Below are 13,996 nucleotides of genomic sequence, written 5' to 3'. Positions count from 1 at the left end.
AATGCTACAGCCAAAAAAAACTAAACACCGCAAAACTTTCCGTCTTTATCATGACAAACGTGCTGCTTTTTCAGGAAATTCACTTGCCTTTGGTGATTATGGCCTCCAAGCAGTTGGTTCTGCCTGAGTTTCAGCTGCACAAATTGAGGCAGCAAGGATTGCAATCACAAGACGAATGGGTCGTGAAGGTCAAGTTATAATCCGGATTTTCCCTCATTTGTCGTTAACTTCAAAACCAATCGGAGTTAGAATGGGATCAGGAAAGGGTTCAATTGATCGTTGGGTCGCTGTTGTCAAAAAGAATACAATGCTTTTTGAAATCAAGGGTGTAAAAGATGATGTTGCCCGTGACGCCTTACGACTTGGCGGTCACAAATTGCCTTTAAAATGGAAAATTGTTGATACAGAACAGGGGAATCATGGAATTTAAAGAACTCTTGAAAAAAACGCCAACAGAATTAAACTCACTACTCCTTGAATATCGTTCTGAATTGTTTATTTTGCGTTTTAAAAATCAATCCTCAAATTTGGATCAAACACACAAAATTGCTAAATTACGCAAAATAATTGCACGAATTTTGACAATTATGAACCAACAAAAATTACTTGAAAATCCAAAGCCAAAAAAAGTTAAATGTAAGAAGACCAGAAAATTAGTGAATACTGCACCAACTTCACTCAAAGCTCATTTCAAAAACCACATTAAACCACTTTTAAAAGCAAAACCACAATTTAAATCAGTCCAAAAAGTTGAAAGGCAACTTGAAAATGAATAGTTTTGAAAATAAAAAACCAGTTCGTAATTTGCGAAAAACACTACAAGGAAAAGTAATTAGAATTTTTCCTAAAACAATCACAGTTGCTGTTGAAACCGCTTATAAACACAAAATTTATGCTAAGCGTTTTCGAAAAACGAAAAAATTTGCAACTCATGACCAAAATGGAGTTGCAAATGTTGGTGACTTTGTAAAAATTGCCGAATGTCGCCCAATTTCAAAAACAAAACACTTTCGTTTAGTTGAAGTATTGCAAAAAAAAGGAGAAAACTAAGATGGTTCAAGAACTTTCTCGTCTTAATGTCGCTGATAACACTGGCGCAAAAGTTGTCGGTGTAATTCGTAATTTAGGTGGTTCGGTAAAAAAAACAGCAAATATTGGCGACATTGTTGTTGTTTCAGTTAAAAAAGCAATTCCAAATGGCTTGCTCAAAGAAGGGCAAGTTGTCAAAGGCTTAATTGTTCGTTCAACTTATGGACTAAGACGCCCAAATGGCTCACATATCAAATTTGATGACAATGCTGTTGTGATCATCAAAGAAGATGGAACTCCGCGAGGAACCCGTGTTTTTGGACCAATTGCCCGGGAAATTCGTGAAAAAGGCTACTTAAAAATTGCTTCTTTGGCGCAGGAGGTAATCTAAAAATGCAAAAGATTCGTAAAAATGATTCAGTTTTAGTTCTTTCAGGTGATGACAAGGGCAAAGTTGCCCCAGTTTTACAAGTTTTTAATTCAAAAAAAATGGCAATTGTCAAAGGTGTTAATATCCAAACAAAACATCGTAAACCTTCAAATCGTAACACAAAAGGCGAAATTGCCAACTTTGAAGCCCCAATCTATTTGTCAAAATTAGCTCTTGTTGCTAAAAAGCAAACAAAAGATAAACCAGCACAACCAACTCGTGTAGGTTTTAAAATTGAAAATGGTAAAAAAATTCGTTTTGCTAAAAAAACAGGAAAGGAGATCTAAAAATGCCAGAAAACATGACAGAATTAGAAAAACGTTATCGTGAAAAAGTTTTTGGTGAACTTAAATCTCATTTTGGCTTCAAATCTCCAGCTCAAGTCCCAAAAATTACTAAAGTTGTTATTAATATGACAGCTGGTCAGGCTTCAAATGCAAAAGCTGTTGAAGCAGTTCTTGAAGATCTTACCCGAATTACAGGTCAAAAACCTTACCGAACTGTGGCCAAAAAATCACTCGCTACTTGAAAATTGCGTCAAGGAATGCCAATGGGTGGAAAAGTTACTTTGCGTCGCCAACAAATGTGAAATTTTCTGACAAAATTACTTAATGTTGCAATTCCTCGGATTCGTGATTTCCGTGGTTTATCACCAAAATCATTTGATAAAGATGGTAATTTTGCTTTGGGAATCAAAGAAATTATTGTTTTCCCTGAAGTAAATTTTGATAAAATTACCAAAATTCGTGGCCTTGATGTTATTATTGTTACTAGTGCTAAAAATGACCAAGAAGCACTTAAATTACTTGAACTTCTTGGCTTTCCATTTGCCAAAAAAGCCTAATTGGTTTTTTGGCAAATGTCATTAATATAATTTATATTTATTAAATAATTATAATGTTTCAAAAAGGATAAATTTATGGCAAAAATGTCTTGAAAAGTTAAAGCAAATCGCCCACCTAAATTTAAGGTGCGGGCATACACGCGCTGCCAATTATGTGGTCGTTCACATTCTGTTTTACGAAAGTTCAAAATTTGTCGGATTTGCTTCCGCACACTAGCACACCAAGGGCGAATCCCTGGAATTAAGAAAGCGAGCTGGTAAAAATTATGGCATTTATTACAGATCCAATTGCAGATATGCTTACACGAATTCGTAATGCAACAAGTCGCAAGCACAAACAGGCAACTGTGCAGCATTCAATGTTAAAACAAAAAATTTTGGAAATCATCAAAGAAGCTGGATATATCAAAGACTTTAAAGTTGAAGGTGACTTGAAAAAAAATATTATCATTGACCTTAAATATAAAGGAAATGTTTCAGTTATTTCCAAATTAGTTCGTGTTTCCAAACCCTCCTTGCGAGTTTATACACCTGCAGAAAAAATCCCTCTTGTTCAATCTGGCTTTGGAATCGCAATTTTATCAACTTCAAAAGGTCTTCTAACTGATGCACAAGCAAGAAAGGAAAATGTAGGCGGTGAAATCATTGCTTACATTTGGTAAAAAAATATGTCTCGTGTCGGAAATCGTCTTTTACTAATTCCAAGTCAAGTTCTTGTGGAAATTTTTGGTTCAAAAGTGAAAATTTCTGGGCCACTTGGTGTTCTTGAACGTCAATTTTCTTCAGAAATTGTTATCACTCAAGAAGATGCAAATTTAAAAACTGTTCGGAAATCAGAATTAAAAACTGTCAAGCAACTTCATGGAACCACAAATTCACATTTGTCAGCAATGCTAATTGGTGTTTCTAAAGGTTTTGAAAAAGAATTGAAAATCAAAGGTGTTGGATACAAAGTAACACTAAAAGGAAATTTAATTGAACTTTTAGTGGGTTATTCACATCCTGTTGAACTAAAAGTGCCTTCAGGATTGCAAGTTCTTGTCCCAAATGCAACTACAATTCAAATTAAAGGGATTGACAAACAACAAGTTGGTCAATTTGCGGCTCAAATTCGTCAAGTTCGCAAACCAAATCCTTATTCTGGAAAAGGAATTTCTTATTCTGATGAAGTTCTAAGATTAAAAGAAGGGAAAAAAGCTTCTAAATAATGCAAAAATCACGTAATTTACACCGAAAAACTAAGCACCGTCGGATTTTAAGTAAACTTGTTTCAAAAAAAGAGAAAAATTTACACTACCGTATCGGTGTTTACAAATCATTGCGCCATTTTTATGCCTATATTTTTGACCCTTGAAAAAATAAACTTATTTTTTCAGTTTCAACACTTGATAAAAATGACAAATACAGTGGTAATATCGCTGCCGCTGCTGGTTTAGCACCTGATCTTGCTGCTAAAATTGCCGAAAATAATCTAAGTGATCAACAATTTATTTTTGATCGTAGCGGTTATCTTTACCATGGTCGTGTTAAAGCTTTTGCTGAAGCCCTTAGAGCCCAAGGAGTAAAATTTTAAGATGGAAAAACAACAAAAAGAAAGTAACTTTCAAACTGAAGAACAAAAAAAAGTTGCCATTGACAATACTAATTTGCAACCCAATCCAGAAACTCGCCGTCGTCGTCAACAACGGCCACGAAATAATAAGGACAAAAATTTTCGTCCTGAATTTGAAGAACGGGTAATTTCAGTTTCAAGAGTTACAAAAGTTGTCAAAGGTGGACGTCGTTTTTCATTTAGTGCCTTTGCTGTTGTTGGTAATCGTAAGGGTCGTGTTGGTTTTGGACATGGTAAAGCAAACGAAGTTCAAGATTCAATTCGTAAAGCAGTAAAAGATGCTCAAAACCGCATGATTAGTGTGCCAATTCACTTGCGTTCAACAGTGCCACACGAAATTAATGCCAAATATTCAGCATCCAAAATTCTAATTAAACCAGCACCAAAAGGAAAAGGAATTGTTGCTTCCAATACTGTTCGCGCTGTTGTGGAATTAGCTGGTTACACTGATATTTATACAAAAACTTATGGTTCAAGAACAAAAATTAACGTTGTTAGAGCCACATTAAAAGCACTTTTGGGCTTAAGAACAATTAATCAAGTCGCTGAATTACGTGACTTAACACCAAAAGAAGCGCTTGTGCAAAAAAAATAATTAATTTTTTGGTCTTTATTTTTAACAAAGAAATTGTTAAAAATAAAGAATTTTAATTTATAATTATAGATTTTAAAGCAAATTTAGATGAATGGAAAAAAGCATGGCAATTAGACTGGATAATTTAACTTATACCCCGGGATCTCGCCCAGAAAAACATCGCAAAGGTCGTGGACACGCGGCTGGAAAAGGGAAACAAGCTGGGAGGGGACAATCTGGACAAAACAAACGTTCAAAAGTTCGTCTTGGTTTTGAAGGAGGGCAAAATCCTTGGTACCGTCGGGTACCAAAAGTTGGTTTTAATAACTTTAATGCTAAAAAATTCGAAATCCTAAATTTAGGTGATCTTGAAACACGTTATCAAGATGGTGATAACATCAGTCTTGAATCGCTTTATTTAAAAGGTGTTTTGAAAAAGCGCAATTTGCCAGTAAAACTGCTTGCCAATGGCAAATTAACAAAGAAGTTTATTGTAACCGTTAATGCTTTTTCAAAGGCTGCACAGGAAAAAATCGAAAAATTGGGTGGTAAAATCGAGGTTCGCTAGTGGCAAAAATTTTTGGCAAAATTTGGGAAAAAACAGCTTCTGGTTATGTCAGCGCCAAAAAAAAGCTGCATTCAGCCTATAAGGAAAAAGTTTTAACACGAAAAATAGTTTTTACCTTTTTTTTGCTTGTAATTTTTGTTATTTGTGGTACAATAACCATTCCCGGGGTGAGGCTGCTTAATTTCCAATTGGATTCCAACTCATTTTTGGGGATTATCAACACCGTTGGCGGCGGTGGTTTGTTGAACTTTTCGGTTGTTGCTCTTGGAATTAGTCCATTTATTACGGCATCCTTATTGATGTTGATTGCACAGACAAAACTTTTTCCACCAATTCACCGGCTTTCTCAATCAGGGCCGGCTGGTCGGAGAAAAATCAACATTATCACACGTTTTTTGACAATTTTAATTTCACTTGTCCAAGCAATCGTACTAATTCGAACAGTTATTTTGAATCCTGACTTTGGTTTTGTACGTTTGGAAATTAATACGCCAGTTTTTATTTGATTGATAATTCCATTAGTTTTAGTTGCAGGTTCCCTTTTTTCCCTTTTTCTTGCTGAACAAATCACTGACAAAGGTGTGGGAAATGGGACTTCTTTGTTAATTTTTTCAGGAATTATTGTTGCATTACCACGCCGATTTAAACATGCTTTTGAGTATCTTGTTGATTTAAGTTCGCCCTCTTCATTAGTTTCACAAATTTTAAGTTTTATTTTGTATTTAGTTGCTTTTTTATTAGTTTTACTTATTTCCATTTTTGTTTATTTAGCTGAACGAAAAATTCCGATCCAGCAAACTGGTTCAGGAATGTCAAAAAATGTTAAAGAAATTTCTGTTTTACCTTTAAAACTTAATCCAGCTGGGATTATGCCAATTATTTTTTCGTTGATTGTTGTTTCACTACCAACTTTATTCAGTGGTTTTTTGGATCGAAATACATCAGCAACAAGAAACTGAATTGATCATAATTTACAAGTTCACCAGCCAATTGGGCTCACAATTTTTATTGTTTTTAACATTTTTTTTAGCATCATAATGTCATTGCAACAGTCTCGCGTGGACAAAATTTCCCAGGATTTTGCCAAAAATTCAACCTTTATTCCCGGAATCCGTCCAGGTGAACAAACTGAAGATTATTTAATTGGTGTTGTGCTTCGTCTTTCAATTTTTAGCGCCTTTTATTTAACAGCTCTTGGAATTCTTCAACCCCTTGAACTAATTTTTGGGCTCCCTTCAGCAATCACTTTTTCAGGAACATCTGTAATTATTTTAGCAACAACAACAATGGAAACGCTTTCACAAGTCAAAGCTCGCCATGATGCGCAAAAAGTTTTAAAACAACAACGAAAAATTCGTAAAAATTATGCAAATAATCCTTCTTCTAGTTCAAATAAAGATCTTTTGTGGTAAGAGTTAGTTTGTTTTTCTCTAGTTTTTAAATAAAAAAAGGACAATTTTCAAAATGACAAGTTCAAAAAAAATTCTTTTTATTGGTGCACCTGGTTCTGGAAAAGGAACGCTTTCAAAGATTCTTGCCACAAAACACAACCTCATTCATATTTCAACTGGTGAACTTTTTCGTAAAAAAATTGAATTAGACTCTGAATTTGCCCAAAAAATTCAACATTTTGTTGCCAAAGGCGATTATGTCCCTGATGAAATTACCAATCAACTTGTTTTTGATTTTATCCAGAAAATCCCTGCAAATCAAGGTTTTATTTTAGATGGTTACCCACGAACATTTGCTCAGCTCAATTTTTTGGTTGAAAACAAAATTGATCTTGATCTTGTTTTTTATTTAAATGTTGAAAATGAAACAATTTTAACTCGTCTTTCACAACGTGTTTTTTGCCAAAAGTGTCAAAAATCTTACCATTTAGTTTCAGCAAAACCAAAAATAAATGGTAAGTGTGATCTTGATGGCGCAACTTTAATGAATCGCAGTGATGATCAACCTGAAGTTGTGAAAGTGCGAATTGAAAAGTTTGCTAAATCAGCAAAACCAATTGAAGAATATTTTCAGCAACAAGGGAAAATCCATTATCTTGTTGCTGAAAAGCAACCAGAAGAATTGATTGCTGAGATTGAAAAATGGCTTTAATCAAAACTGATTTTGAAGTTAGCCAACTCAAAATTGCTGGCAAACTCCTGGCAGAAGTCAAACAAAAAGTTTATGACTTTGTAAGACCAGGTGTCTCTCTAAAAGAACTTGATGCCATCGCTTTTCGAGAGATTAATGCCAAAAATGCACAGCCTGCATTTTTGAATTACCACGGTTTTCCTGCTACAATTTGCACAAGCGTCAACCAAACGCTAATTCACGGAATTCCAAGTGACTATGTACTTCAAAAAGATGATTTAGTCTCAATTGATCTTGGACTTTCCTACAATGGTTTTTTCGCTGATACAGCTTTTTCAAAATCATTGGGCGAAAATAGTGAAAACGAAAAATTAATTAGTTGCGCCAAAGAAGCATTTTTTGCTGGTTTTAATGCAATTAAACCTGGAGCAACCACTGGGGACATTGGTTTTGCCATTGAAAAAGTGGTAAAATCCTATGGTTTCTACACTCCTCGTGAGTTTTGTGGCCACGGAATTGGCCGAAAGCTCCATGAGGATCCAAATATTTTTAACACTGGAAAACCAAGAAAAGGGCTAAAATTAGCTAATAACATGGTAATTTGCATTGAACCAATGATTCTTCAAACTTCTCCAGAAATTAAAATTTTAAAAGATAATTGAAGCGTGGTTGCTAAAGATGGTAAAAAAACCGCCCATTATGAACAAACAATCCTGATTCAAAATGGAAAAGGGGTAATTCTTACAGAAATGGATCAAAATTAGAATGGAAAATTCACAAAAGGAAACAAAATTATTATTTCAGGGCAAAGTTACCCAAGTTTTTAATTCCCAAGAATATGAGGTAACACTCGAAAATGGTGTAAAATTAAACTGTCATGTTGCTGGAAAAATGAAATTACACCATATTAAAATTATTCTAGGCGACACTGTTCGGGTAGAAATGTCACCTTATGATTTGACAAAAGGGCGAATTGTTTACCGTTTTAAGTAATTTTCCCCCAATTTTCAATAATTTTTTTCAAAGGAACTCAAAAATGAAAGTCCGCGCAAGTATCAAAAAAATCTGCAAAGATTGTAAAATCATCAAGCGTCGCTCAATCAACCGCGTAATTTGTATTCTCAAAAAACACAAGCAACGCCAGGGCTAAATGTTTCAATAAGATTTTTTTTGATCCCATTTTAGGTTATTTTTTTTCCAAAAAATCAGAAAACTTATTAAAAAAAGGAGTATAATCGATTAGATATTTTCAAATATGGCACGAATCCTCAATATTGAAATCCCCAATCATAAACGAGTTGTAATTGCACTTACAAGCATTTATGGCATTGGTAAATCACTGGCTGGCGAAATTATTGCTAAAACCGCTAAAGTCCAGGAAGAAAAATACGGCACTAAATTTCCCTTAATTAATGAAGACACCAAAGTTAGTCAAATTAGCGAAGAAATTTTACAAATTATTCGTGATATTGCCAAAACCTACAAAACAGAAGGTGATCTTAACCGTGAAGTGCAACAAAACATTAAGCGTCTGATTGAAATCAAGTGTTACCGTGGCATTCGCCACCGGAAAGGACTACCTGTTCGTGGGCAGGTAACACAAAAAAATGCCCGTACTCGTAAGGGTCCAAGACGAACAATTATGGCCAAAAAGGAAAAAGGTAAATAATTATGGCAACTAATACTCGTAAAGTTAAAAAATTCCGGCCAAAAAACATTACCAGCGGAATTGCCCACATTCACTCAACGCACCAAAACACAATTATTTCCTTCACGGATCAACAAGGAAATGTGCTTTCTTGAGCTTCTTCTGGCTCAATTGGTTTTAAGGGCACAAAGAAAAAAACTGCTTATGCTGCGACTTTAGCAACTGCAGCTGCAGCGCAAAGAGCCCGTGAACACGGAATTCGCGAGGTTACTATTCACCTTCGTGGCACCGGTCAGGGGAAAGAAGCAGCACGTAAACAAATTCAGACATCAGGAATCAATGTTTTACTAACAAAAGATGTCACACCGATCCCACACAATGGCACAAGACCACCACGAAAATGGTTTAAACGTCAGGAAAAAAGGTAATAGAAGATGAAAAAACACGCAAAAGTTTATTATTCAGAAAATCTGGTTGATCAAGTTAATGAATTTGAAACCTCTTTTGAACTCAAGCCGCTTGAACGTGGCCTTGGAAACACAATTGGTAATGCGCTCCGCCGTACCGTTTTATCATCAATTTCTTCCTGTGCTGTTTTTGCAGTTAAAATCGCTGGGGTCAAACATGAATTTAGTGTCCTTGATGATGTCACTGAAGATGTTGTTAGTCTTTTAAACAATCTCAAAAAAATTCGTTTTTATTTTCAACCAAATTTGTTTGAAAATAACCAAATTCACAAAGTTAGCTTTATGGGTCACAAGGCTGGGCAAATTTTTGCTCGCGACATTACTAACACTGCTGGACTAAAAATTGTTAATCCTGATCTTTATTTGGCAGATGTTTCGCAAGTAGGCGCCCTTAAATTTGAAGTTTTCATTACTGCAGGTAAAGGATTTGTTGATTTTGAAACCAACAAAAAATTTGTCAAGGAAATTCTTGATACCCTTGAATCTGAACTTGATGGCACCATCCTTGCTGTTGACAGCGACTTTTCACCAGTTTTAAGTGCTAATTATCAAGCTGATGAAATTAATTCTTCAAGTCCAATTGTTGAAGAAAAACTAACTTTTTCAATTAAAACTGATGGTTCGCTTAGTGCAAAAGATGCCATTGCTCATGGTGCACAAATTTTATTAGCGCACATTAATTTGTTTACCCAAGTGGAAAATCTTGAAAAGTTCACTGAAGAATTTTTTGAAGTCCAACCTGTAAAAGAAGAACCAGTACGCCGTGTGTCTGATGATCTAGAAACACTTGATCTATCAGTTCGTTCACTTAACGCTCTCCGACGGGCACAATATAATAAAATTTCTGATATTGAAAATTTATCCGAAGATGACTTGGAAAACATCAAGAATCTAGGACGTAAGTCAATTCAAGAAATTGCCGAAAAATTAGAAAATTATCGCGCTGAAAAAAAAGAGGAAATTGAATAATTATGGCAAATCCACACCAAATTTACCGTCATGATGCAACTTGAGATCGCCAAGTTTTCCGTTCCTTGACAACTTCTTTAATTTTGCATGGTCATATCAAAACAACACTTTCACGTGCAAAACGTTTGCGCTCTGAAGTTGAAAAAATAATTACAAAGGCAAAGAAAAACGACCTTGCTTCTCGTCGCCAAGTTTTAACTTTCTTGTATAACCAAAAAACTAAAGATGGGACAAAGGTTTTGTCTTATTTGTTCGAAACAGTAGGTCCTCGTTACCTTAACCGTAACGGTGGATATACTAGAATTATCAAGATTCCAAACCGCAATGGTGATAATGCAAAAATGGCGATTGTTGAACTAGTCTAGACAAATTTAGTTTAAAAAATTTCAATGAGCCACTTTCTTGGGGCTCATTTTTTTTTTTTTTTGCTTTTACAATTAAATAGTGCCAAATTTGAATTAAGGAATTGAAAAAGCAACTTAATTATGTTATTAGAGATGGCTACTTTTTTTTCAGCAACTTACCAAATTTCAAAAATTGAGGTTTAACAATAGTAGTAAAAACCTGTTGCTACGTGTCAGAAGTCGCACCAACTTTTGTGTTATTAGATGTTAGCAATGTAACTGAAACATAGATTACAATCCAATTACCAACTAGGGTTAATTAGTGATTTTACCAACAAAGAAAGAGTTTGAAAATAATTTTGAGCAACAAATTTACTTTGTTTTTGATGATCCTTACAATGAAATTGGGGTTTTTGCCTTAAAATGCAAACTTGATTCCTTGCTAAAATCAATTTAAAATCCTGTGAATTAAGTAAGTTTAAAAATTGTTTTGTTATAACCAACAATTTTGCCCTTAATTTGGCGCAAAACTACAGCGGAATTCAGAGCTTTTTGCGAATTTTGAGCAATTTGATCTCATTCAATAACTTGATTGATTCCGAAAATTTCAAGTTGGTATTTGCCTTGACCGTTTGTGAGTCCAGGAAGGTAAATTAAACCATATTTTGCCTTGATAAATTCAAATTTTTCGGGACTGTCCAAACCAATTTTTTGTGCAATTGCTTCGGCGCAAAATTGCGCAAAACTATTAAAAACAGGATATTTGTTATCCAAAAGCTGAAAAGAATTTTCACCTTGAGCAACGTCGGTTTTGTAATTTTGCTGATCTTTTAAAATTCCCACGCGTGTTCAAACATTAAGTCCAACTCCAAGCGAAATTGTTTCAGCAAAACTGGTAATCATGATCACATACTCTTTAATTTTCTCATTTTCAGAATAAATACTAAGATCAAAATTTTTTGCACTAAAAAATGGACTGGTTCCTTGCTTGCCCAAAAAATCGATGTCAAGAAGGTGATAATCATTTTCACGGGGACGAAGGGCGTTAGAACTAAAATTAATTGGGCTAAAATCGAGAAAAAAATTTTGTTCTTCAGGAGGCAAGGGAGCATTCAATTCGGCCTTGGAAAGCGGTTTCCGTTCTAGTGAATTATTAACAATTTGCCCATGTGAGCGGTAAAAAAAAGAAGTAATACCTGAATCAAGAATATGATTTTTTGTAAGTTCAAGAAAGTCATCATAAAATAAAGGTTTATTTGCAAAATCAGGCAAAACTATGTTTTCAACATCAAGGGCAAAAACCTCCAAACGATAATTATGATCTTCAACTGGGGGTAAAGGGCCAAAATAGACACCATCAGGATGTTCACGATAAAATGAAGTCAATAAATAATTATTGGCATGTCTGGTCATTGAGTTTTCAAATTGGTACATTTTATCAGGCCGTGAAAATGAATCATCCCATTTAAGCTTGTTTTTCTTGATGTTTGCAGCAACTCAATGAATAAAAACAAAACCCAATTCTGCAGTTGTTTCATAGTCAATGAGCGCAAGTGCATAAGATTTTGCATTTTTAACTTTTGTTCACTTGATTGGAAAACTAACGGAATTAGGGTATTTTTTTCCTAAATTGCCGTTACCAAACTGGGTGTCAAGCACACCCTTTTTTACATCGGGAATTGTAATTTTAATCATTTTTTACACAAAAACCTAATTTTCTTCTTTTTGTTCATCATCTAAAACAAGATCTGCAGGAACCGGTAGGTCCTGTCTTCCACTTTGGATTGATTCTGAAACTGCAATGAAAAATTGATAATATTTGTCAATAAGTGTTAATTTTTTCAATTTTTTAGCAAGATCAATTGGTTGGTAGTCCAAAAATTCACCTTTTTTCAAAAAACCACTTATATTAATTCTTCTTTCAACAGAAAAAATTTGTGGATTTTCCTTGTCCTGTTTTTTTTCAGCAGCTAAAAGTTCAAGCAAAGTTGCGCTGTAGAGTCCGCCATAAGAAAAATTATTAGAATTATCAGTTTTATACTTTTGAATTTTATCAGTAAATTTGTACTTGTCAAAATCATCAACTAGACCATCATTTTTCGGAACCTCTGGTTTTGGTTGTGGTCCTTGAATAATAGGAGGTTGATTTTCTGGAACGCTTTGAATTGGTGTAGCTTGGGGTTGTTTGGTATTATTTTGCATAGAGTCATTCGTTTTTTGACCATTGATTGAAGAGAAATTATTTTTTGAAGTTTGCAAAAAACGCTGTAAAACATAAGATATTTTTGTATTTTGTGATGAATTTTGTATAGATTGGATGTTGTTTTTAGCATCATTTTTTGTTGTTTGTTGTGTTTTTAAAACTTCATTTTCATCAGGATTACTATCAACGATCCAATAAATTCGGTAAATTGCATCTTTAATCTGGTTTGTTGAATCATCAACATAAGTTTTTTCGTCTGTTAAAAAAAATGCCCGTGGTTGAACTTTGTATTTGCGGCCATCCTTACCAATAATTGCAAATTTATCAAGTTTTCTTGTTAGTTCCAATTTTTTCTCAAAATCTGGGTCAGTAAAAATTGGCAAATCAAGGTCAGCTTCAAAGCTTTTTTTAAATAAATTACGCAAATTACTAAGAATTTCATAATTATAATTTCATCAATAAGCTTTTGATAATGGTTGGTTTACAGCATCAAGAACTTTTGAAAGCACACTAACTATAATCTGAATCGGCACAGGAATAACGAGATTTTTATTGGTAAATTGACGAGGTTTTTCAATATCATTTTTTGCTTGAGTTTGTGGTTTTGAATCAGGATTTGGTGTTGGAGTTGTAGGTGCATTTGGTTGTGGTTTAGGGTTTTCAGGCAAAGATTTAATTGCAATTTTAGCGAGCACATTAACTATTTTGTAAACTAAAAATTCTGGTGTTAATTCTATATTGTTAGCGGCAAATCCAGAACCAAAAAGTTCTGGAACAAAATCGGGAATCTGGCGCAAATTAGCTGATCTTAAATATTTTTCTTGTGATTGTTTTCAGCGATCTAAAAATTCACTAGCTGTAAAATAAGAGGTTCCTAAATACTTTTTTTGCACTATTTCCTTAAATTTTGGGCTTTTGGCAATGTCAAGTAGCTTTTTACGAATTGACTCAGGTTTTTCTTTAGTTAAAAAATTTTGAACATTAAGATCACGACTGTTTTCATTTAGTAAAATTGAAAAATTATCATTGGCGATATCGGTTTGTTCAATTACTAAAGGTATTTTTAAAAATTCCTTTAGTAATTTGTACTTTTCATTTGCAGTTTGATTAGAAAAAACTGGCGAATCTGTTTTATTTTCATGTTCAAAACAAGACATGAGCGCAAGTGGTAAACTAGCTGTTGCTAAAATCAAGAAAAGTTTGAAAATTTTTTTCATATTTAAGAA

At 34.1% G+C, this 13,996-nt stretch carries 24 protein-coding genes; 22 read left to right on the top strand and 2 right to left on the bottom strand.

The window, feature by feature from the left end; genetic code table 4:
- Window position 1 precedes the first annotated feature (1 nt).
- From rplP to IM807_RS04020, 22 genes are all read left to right on the top strand, one after another.
- A complete protein-coding gene (gene rplP / locus IM807_RS01810) occupies window positions 2-430 on the top strand; it encodes a 50S ribosomal protein L16 (RefSeq protein WP_196362856.1) in 429 nt (142 codons plus the stop codon).
- The gene (gene rpmC / locus IM807_RS01805) at window positions 420-776 is read left to right on the top strand and encodes a 50S ribosomal protein L29 (protein ID WP_196362855.1); all 357 of its coding nucleotides are present in this window, start codon (window positions 420-422) and stop codon (window positions 774-776) included. Before rplP ends, rpmC begins: the two co-directional genes overlap by 11 nt.
- Window positions 769-1,050, top strand: a complete 282-nt coding sequence (gene rpsQ / locus IM807_RS01800; protein WP_196362854.1) for a 30S ribosomal protein S17 — start codon at window positions 769-771, stop codon at window positions 1,048-1,050. Before rpmC ends, rpsQ begins: the two co-directional genes overlap by 8 nt.
- Before the next feature lies 1 nt (window position 1,051).
- Window positions 1,052-1,420, top strand: a complete 369-nt coding sequence (gene rplN / locus IM807_RS01795) for a 50S ribosomal protein L14 (protein WP_196362853.1) — start codon at window positions 1,052-1,054, stop codon at window positions 1,418-1,420.
- Between the two features lie 2 nt (window positions 1,421-1,422).
- Entirely contained in the window at window positions 1,423-1,746 is a 324-nt protein-coding gene (gene rplX, locus IM807_RS01790; RefSeq protein ID WP_196362852.1) for a 50S ribosomal protein L24, read from the top strand.
- 14 nt (window positions 1,747-1,760) lie between these two features.
- A complete protein-coding gene (gene rplE / locus IM807_RS01785; protein ID WP_196363081.1) occupies window positions 1,761-2,303 on the top strand; it encodes a 50S ribosomal protein L5 in 543 nt (180 codons plus the stop codon).
- 75 nt (window positions 2,304-2,378) lie between these two features.
- The gene (locus IM807_RS01780) at window positions 2,379-2,564 is read left to right on the top strand and encodes a type Z 30S ribosomal protein S14 (RefSeq protein ID WP_196362851.1); all 186 of its coding nucleotides are present in this window, start codon (window positions 2,379-2,381) and stop codon (window positions 2,562-2,564) included.
- Between the two features lie 5 nt (window positions 2,565-2,569).
- Entirely contained in the window at window positions 2,570-2,965 is a 396-nt protein-coding gene (rpsH, locus tag IM807_RS01775; RefSeq protein ID WP_196362850.1) for a 30S ribosomal protein S8, read from the top strand.
- Window positions 2,966-2,971: 6 nt separating this feature from the next.
- Complete coding sequence (gene rplF / locus IM807_RS01770; RefSeq protein WP_196362849.1) at window positions 2,972-3,511, top strand: 50S ribosomal protein L6; 540 nt, start codon at window positions 2,972-2,974, stop codon at window positions 3,509-3,511.
- Window positions 3,511-3,876: a 50S ribosomal protein L18 gene (gene rplR / locus IM807_RS01765; RefSeq protein ID WP_196362848.1), complete on the top strand. Its 366-nt coding sequence runs from the start codon at window positions 3,511-3,513 to the stop codon at window positions 3,874-3,876. Before rplF ends, rplR begins: the two co-directional genes overlap by 1 nt.
- A 1-nt stretch (window position 3,877) precedes the next feature.
- On the top strand, window positions 3,878-4,510 hold the full coding sequence (rpsE, locus tag IM807_RS01760; protein WP_196362847.1) for a 30S ribosomal protein S5: 633 nt from the start codon (window positions 3,878-3,880) through the stop codon (window positions 4,508-4,510).
- A 103-nt stretch (window positions 4,511-4,613) separates the two neighbouring features.
- Window positions 4,614-5,057, top strand: coding sequence for a 50S ribosomal protein L15 (gene rplO, locus IM807_RS01755; RefSeq protein WP_196362846.1), 444 nt, complete (start codon window positions 4,614-4,616; stop codon window positions 5,055-5,057).
- Entirely contained in the window at window positions 5,057-6,469 is a 1,413-nt protein-coding gene (gene secY / locus IM807_RS01750) for a preprotein translocase subunit SecY (RefSeq protein ID WP_196362845.1), read from the top strand. The genes rplO and secY overlap by 1 nt, the downstream gene beginning before the upstream one ends.
- A gap of 52 nt (window positions 6,470-6,521) precedes the next feature.
- Window positions 6,522-7,160, top strand: coding sequence for a nucleoside monophosphate kinase (locus IM807_RS01745; protein WP_196362844.1), 639 nt, complete (start codon window positions 6,522-6,524; stop codon window positions 7,158-7,160).
- Entirely contained in the window at window positions 7,151-7,903 is a 753-nt protein-coding gene (map, locus tag IM807_RS01740) for a type I methionyl aminopeptidase (RefSeq protein ID WP_196362843.1), read from the top strand. The genes IM807_RS01745 and map overlap by 10 nt, the downstream gene beginning before the upstream one ends.
- 1 nt (window position 7,904) lies before the next feature.
- On the top strand, window positions 7,905-8,132 hold the full coding sequence (gene infA, locus IM807_RS01735) for a translation initiation factor IF-1 (RefSeq protein ID WP_196362842.1): 228 nt from the start codon (window positions 7,905-7,907) through the stop codon (window positions 8,130-8,132).
- Window positions 8,133-8,175: 43 nt separating this feature from the next.
- Window positions 8,176-8,289, top strand: coding sequence for a 50S ribosomal protein L36 (rpmJ, locus tag IM807_RS01730; RefSeq protein WP_196362841.1), 114 nt, complete (start codon window positions 8,176-8,178; stop codon window positions 8,287-8,289).
- Window positions 8,290-8,394: 105 nt separating this feature from the next.
- Window positions 8,395-8,808 carry a 30S ribosomal protein S13 gene (locus IM807_RS01725; RefSeq protein ID WP_196362840.1) on the top strand — a complete coding sequence of 138 codons (414 nt, stop codon included), beginning with the start codon at window positions 8,395-8,397 and terminating at the stop codon, window positions 8,806-8,808.
- 2 nt (window positions 8,809-8,810) lie between these two features.
- Window positions 8,811-9,215, top strand: coding sequence for a 30S ribosomal protein S11 (rpsK, locus tag IM807_RS01720; RefSeq protein WP_196362839.1), 405 nt, complete (start codon window positions 8,811-8,813; stop codon window positions 9,213-9,215).
- 6 nt (window positions 9,216-9,221) lie between these two features.
- Window positions 9,222-10,223 carry a DNA-directed RNA polymerase subunit alpha gene (locus IM807_RS01715; protein WP_196362838.1) on the top strand — a complete coding sequence of 334 codons (1,002 nt, stop codon included), beginning with the start codon at window positions 9,222-9,224 and terminating at the stop codon, window positions 10,221-10,223.
- A gap of 2 nt (window positions 10,224-10,225) precedes the next feature.
- Window positions 10,226-10,588 (top strand): 50S ribosomal protein L17, encoded by a 363-nt coding sequence (gene rplQ, locus IM807_RS01710; RefSeq protein WP_196362837.1) that lies wholly within the window; start codon window positions 10,226-10,228, stop codon window positions 10,586-10,588.
- A gap of 301 nt (window positions 10,589-10,889) precedes the next feature.
- Window positions 10,890-11,024, top strand: coding sequence for a hypothetical protein (locus tag IM807_RS04020; protein ID WP_255518533.1), 135 nt, complete (start codon window positions 10,890-10,892; stop codon window positions 11,022-11,024).
- A gap of 11 nt (window positions 11,025-11,035) precedes the next feature.
- Here IM807_RS04020 and IM807_RS04265 read toward each other — a convergent pair whose 3' ends face one another.
- Window positions 11,036-12,262, bottom strand: coding sequence for a YbhB/YbcL family Raf kinase inhibitor-like protein (locus IM807_RS04265; RefSeq protein WP_196362836.1), 1,227 nt, complete (start codon window positions 12,260-12,262; stop codon window positions 11,036-11,038).
- Window positions 12,263-12,277: 15 nt separating this feature from the next.
- Window positions 12,278-13,987, bottom strand: coding sequence for a hypothetical protein (locus IM807_RS01700; RefSeq protein WP_196362835.1), 1,710 nt, complete (start codon window positions 13,985-13,987; stop codon window positions 12,278-12,280).
- Between the last annotated feature and the right edge of the window lie 9 nt (window positions 13,988-13,996).

It is taken from the genome of Mycoplasma sp. 'Moose RK' (assembly GCF_015708155.1).
Taxonomy (GTDB): Bacteria; Bacillota_I; Bacilli_A; order Mycoplasmatales; family Metamycoplasmataceae; genus Mesomycoplasma.
This window is presented reverse-complemented; position numbering and strand designations above follow the sequence as displayed.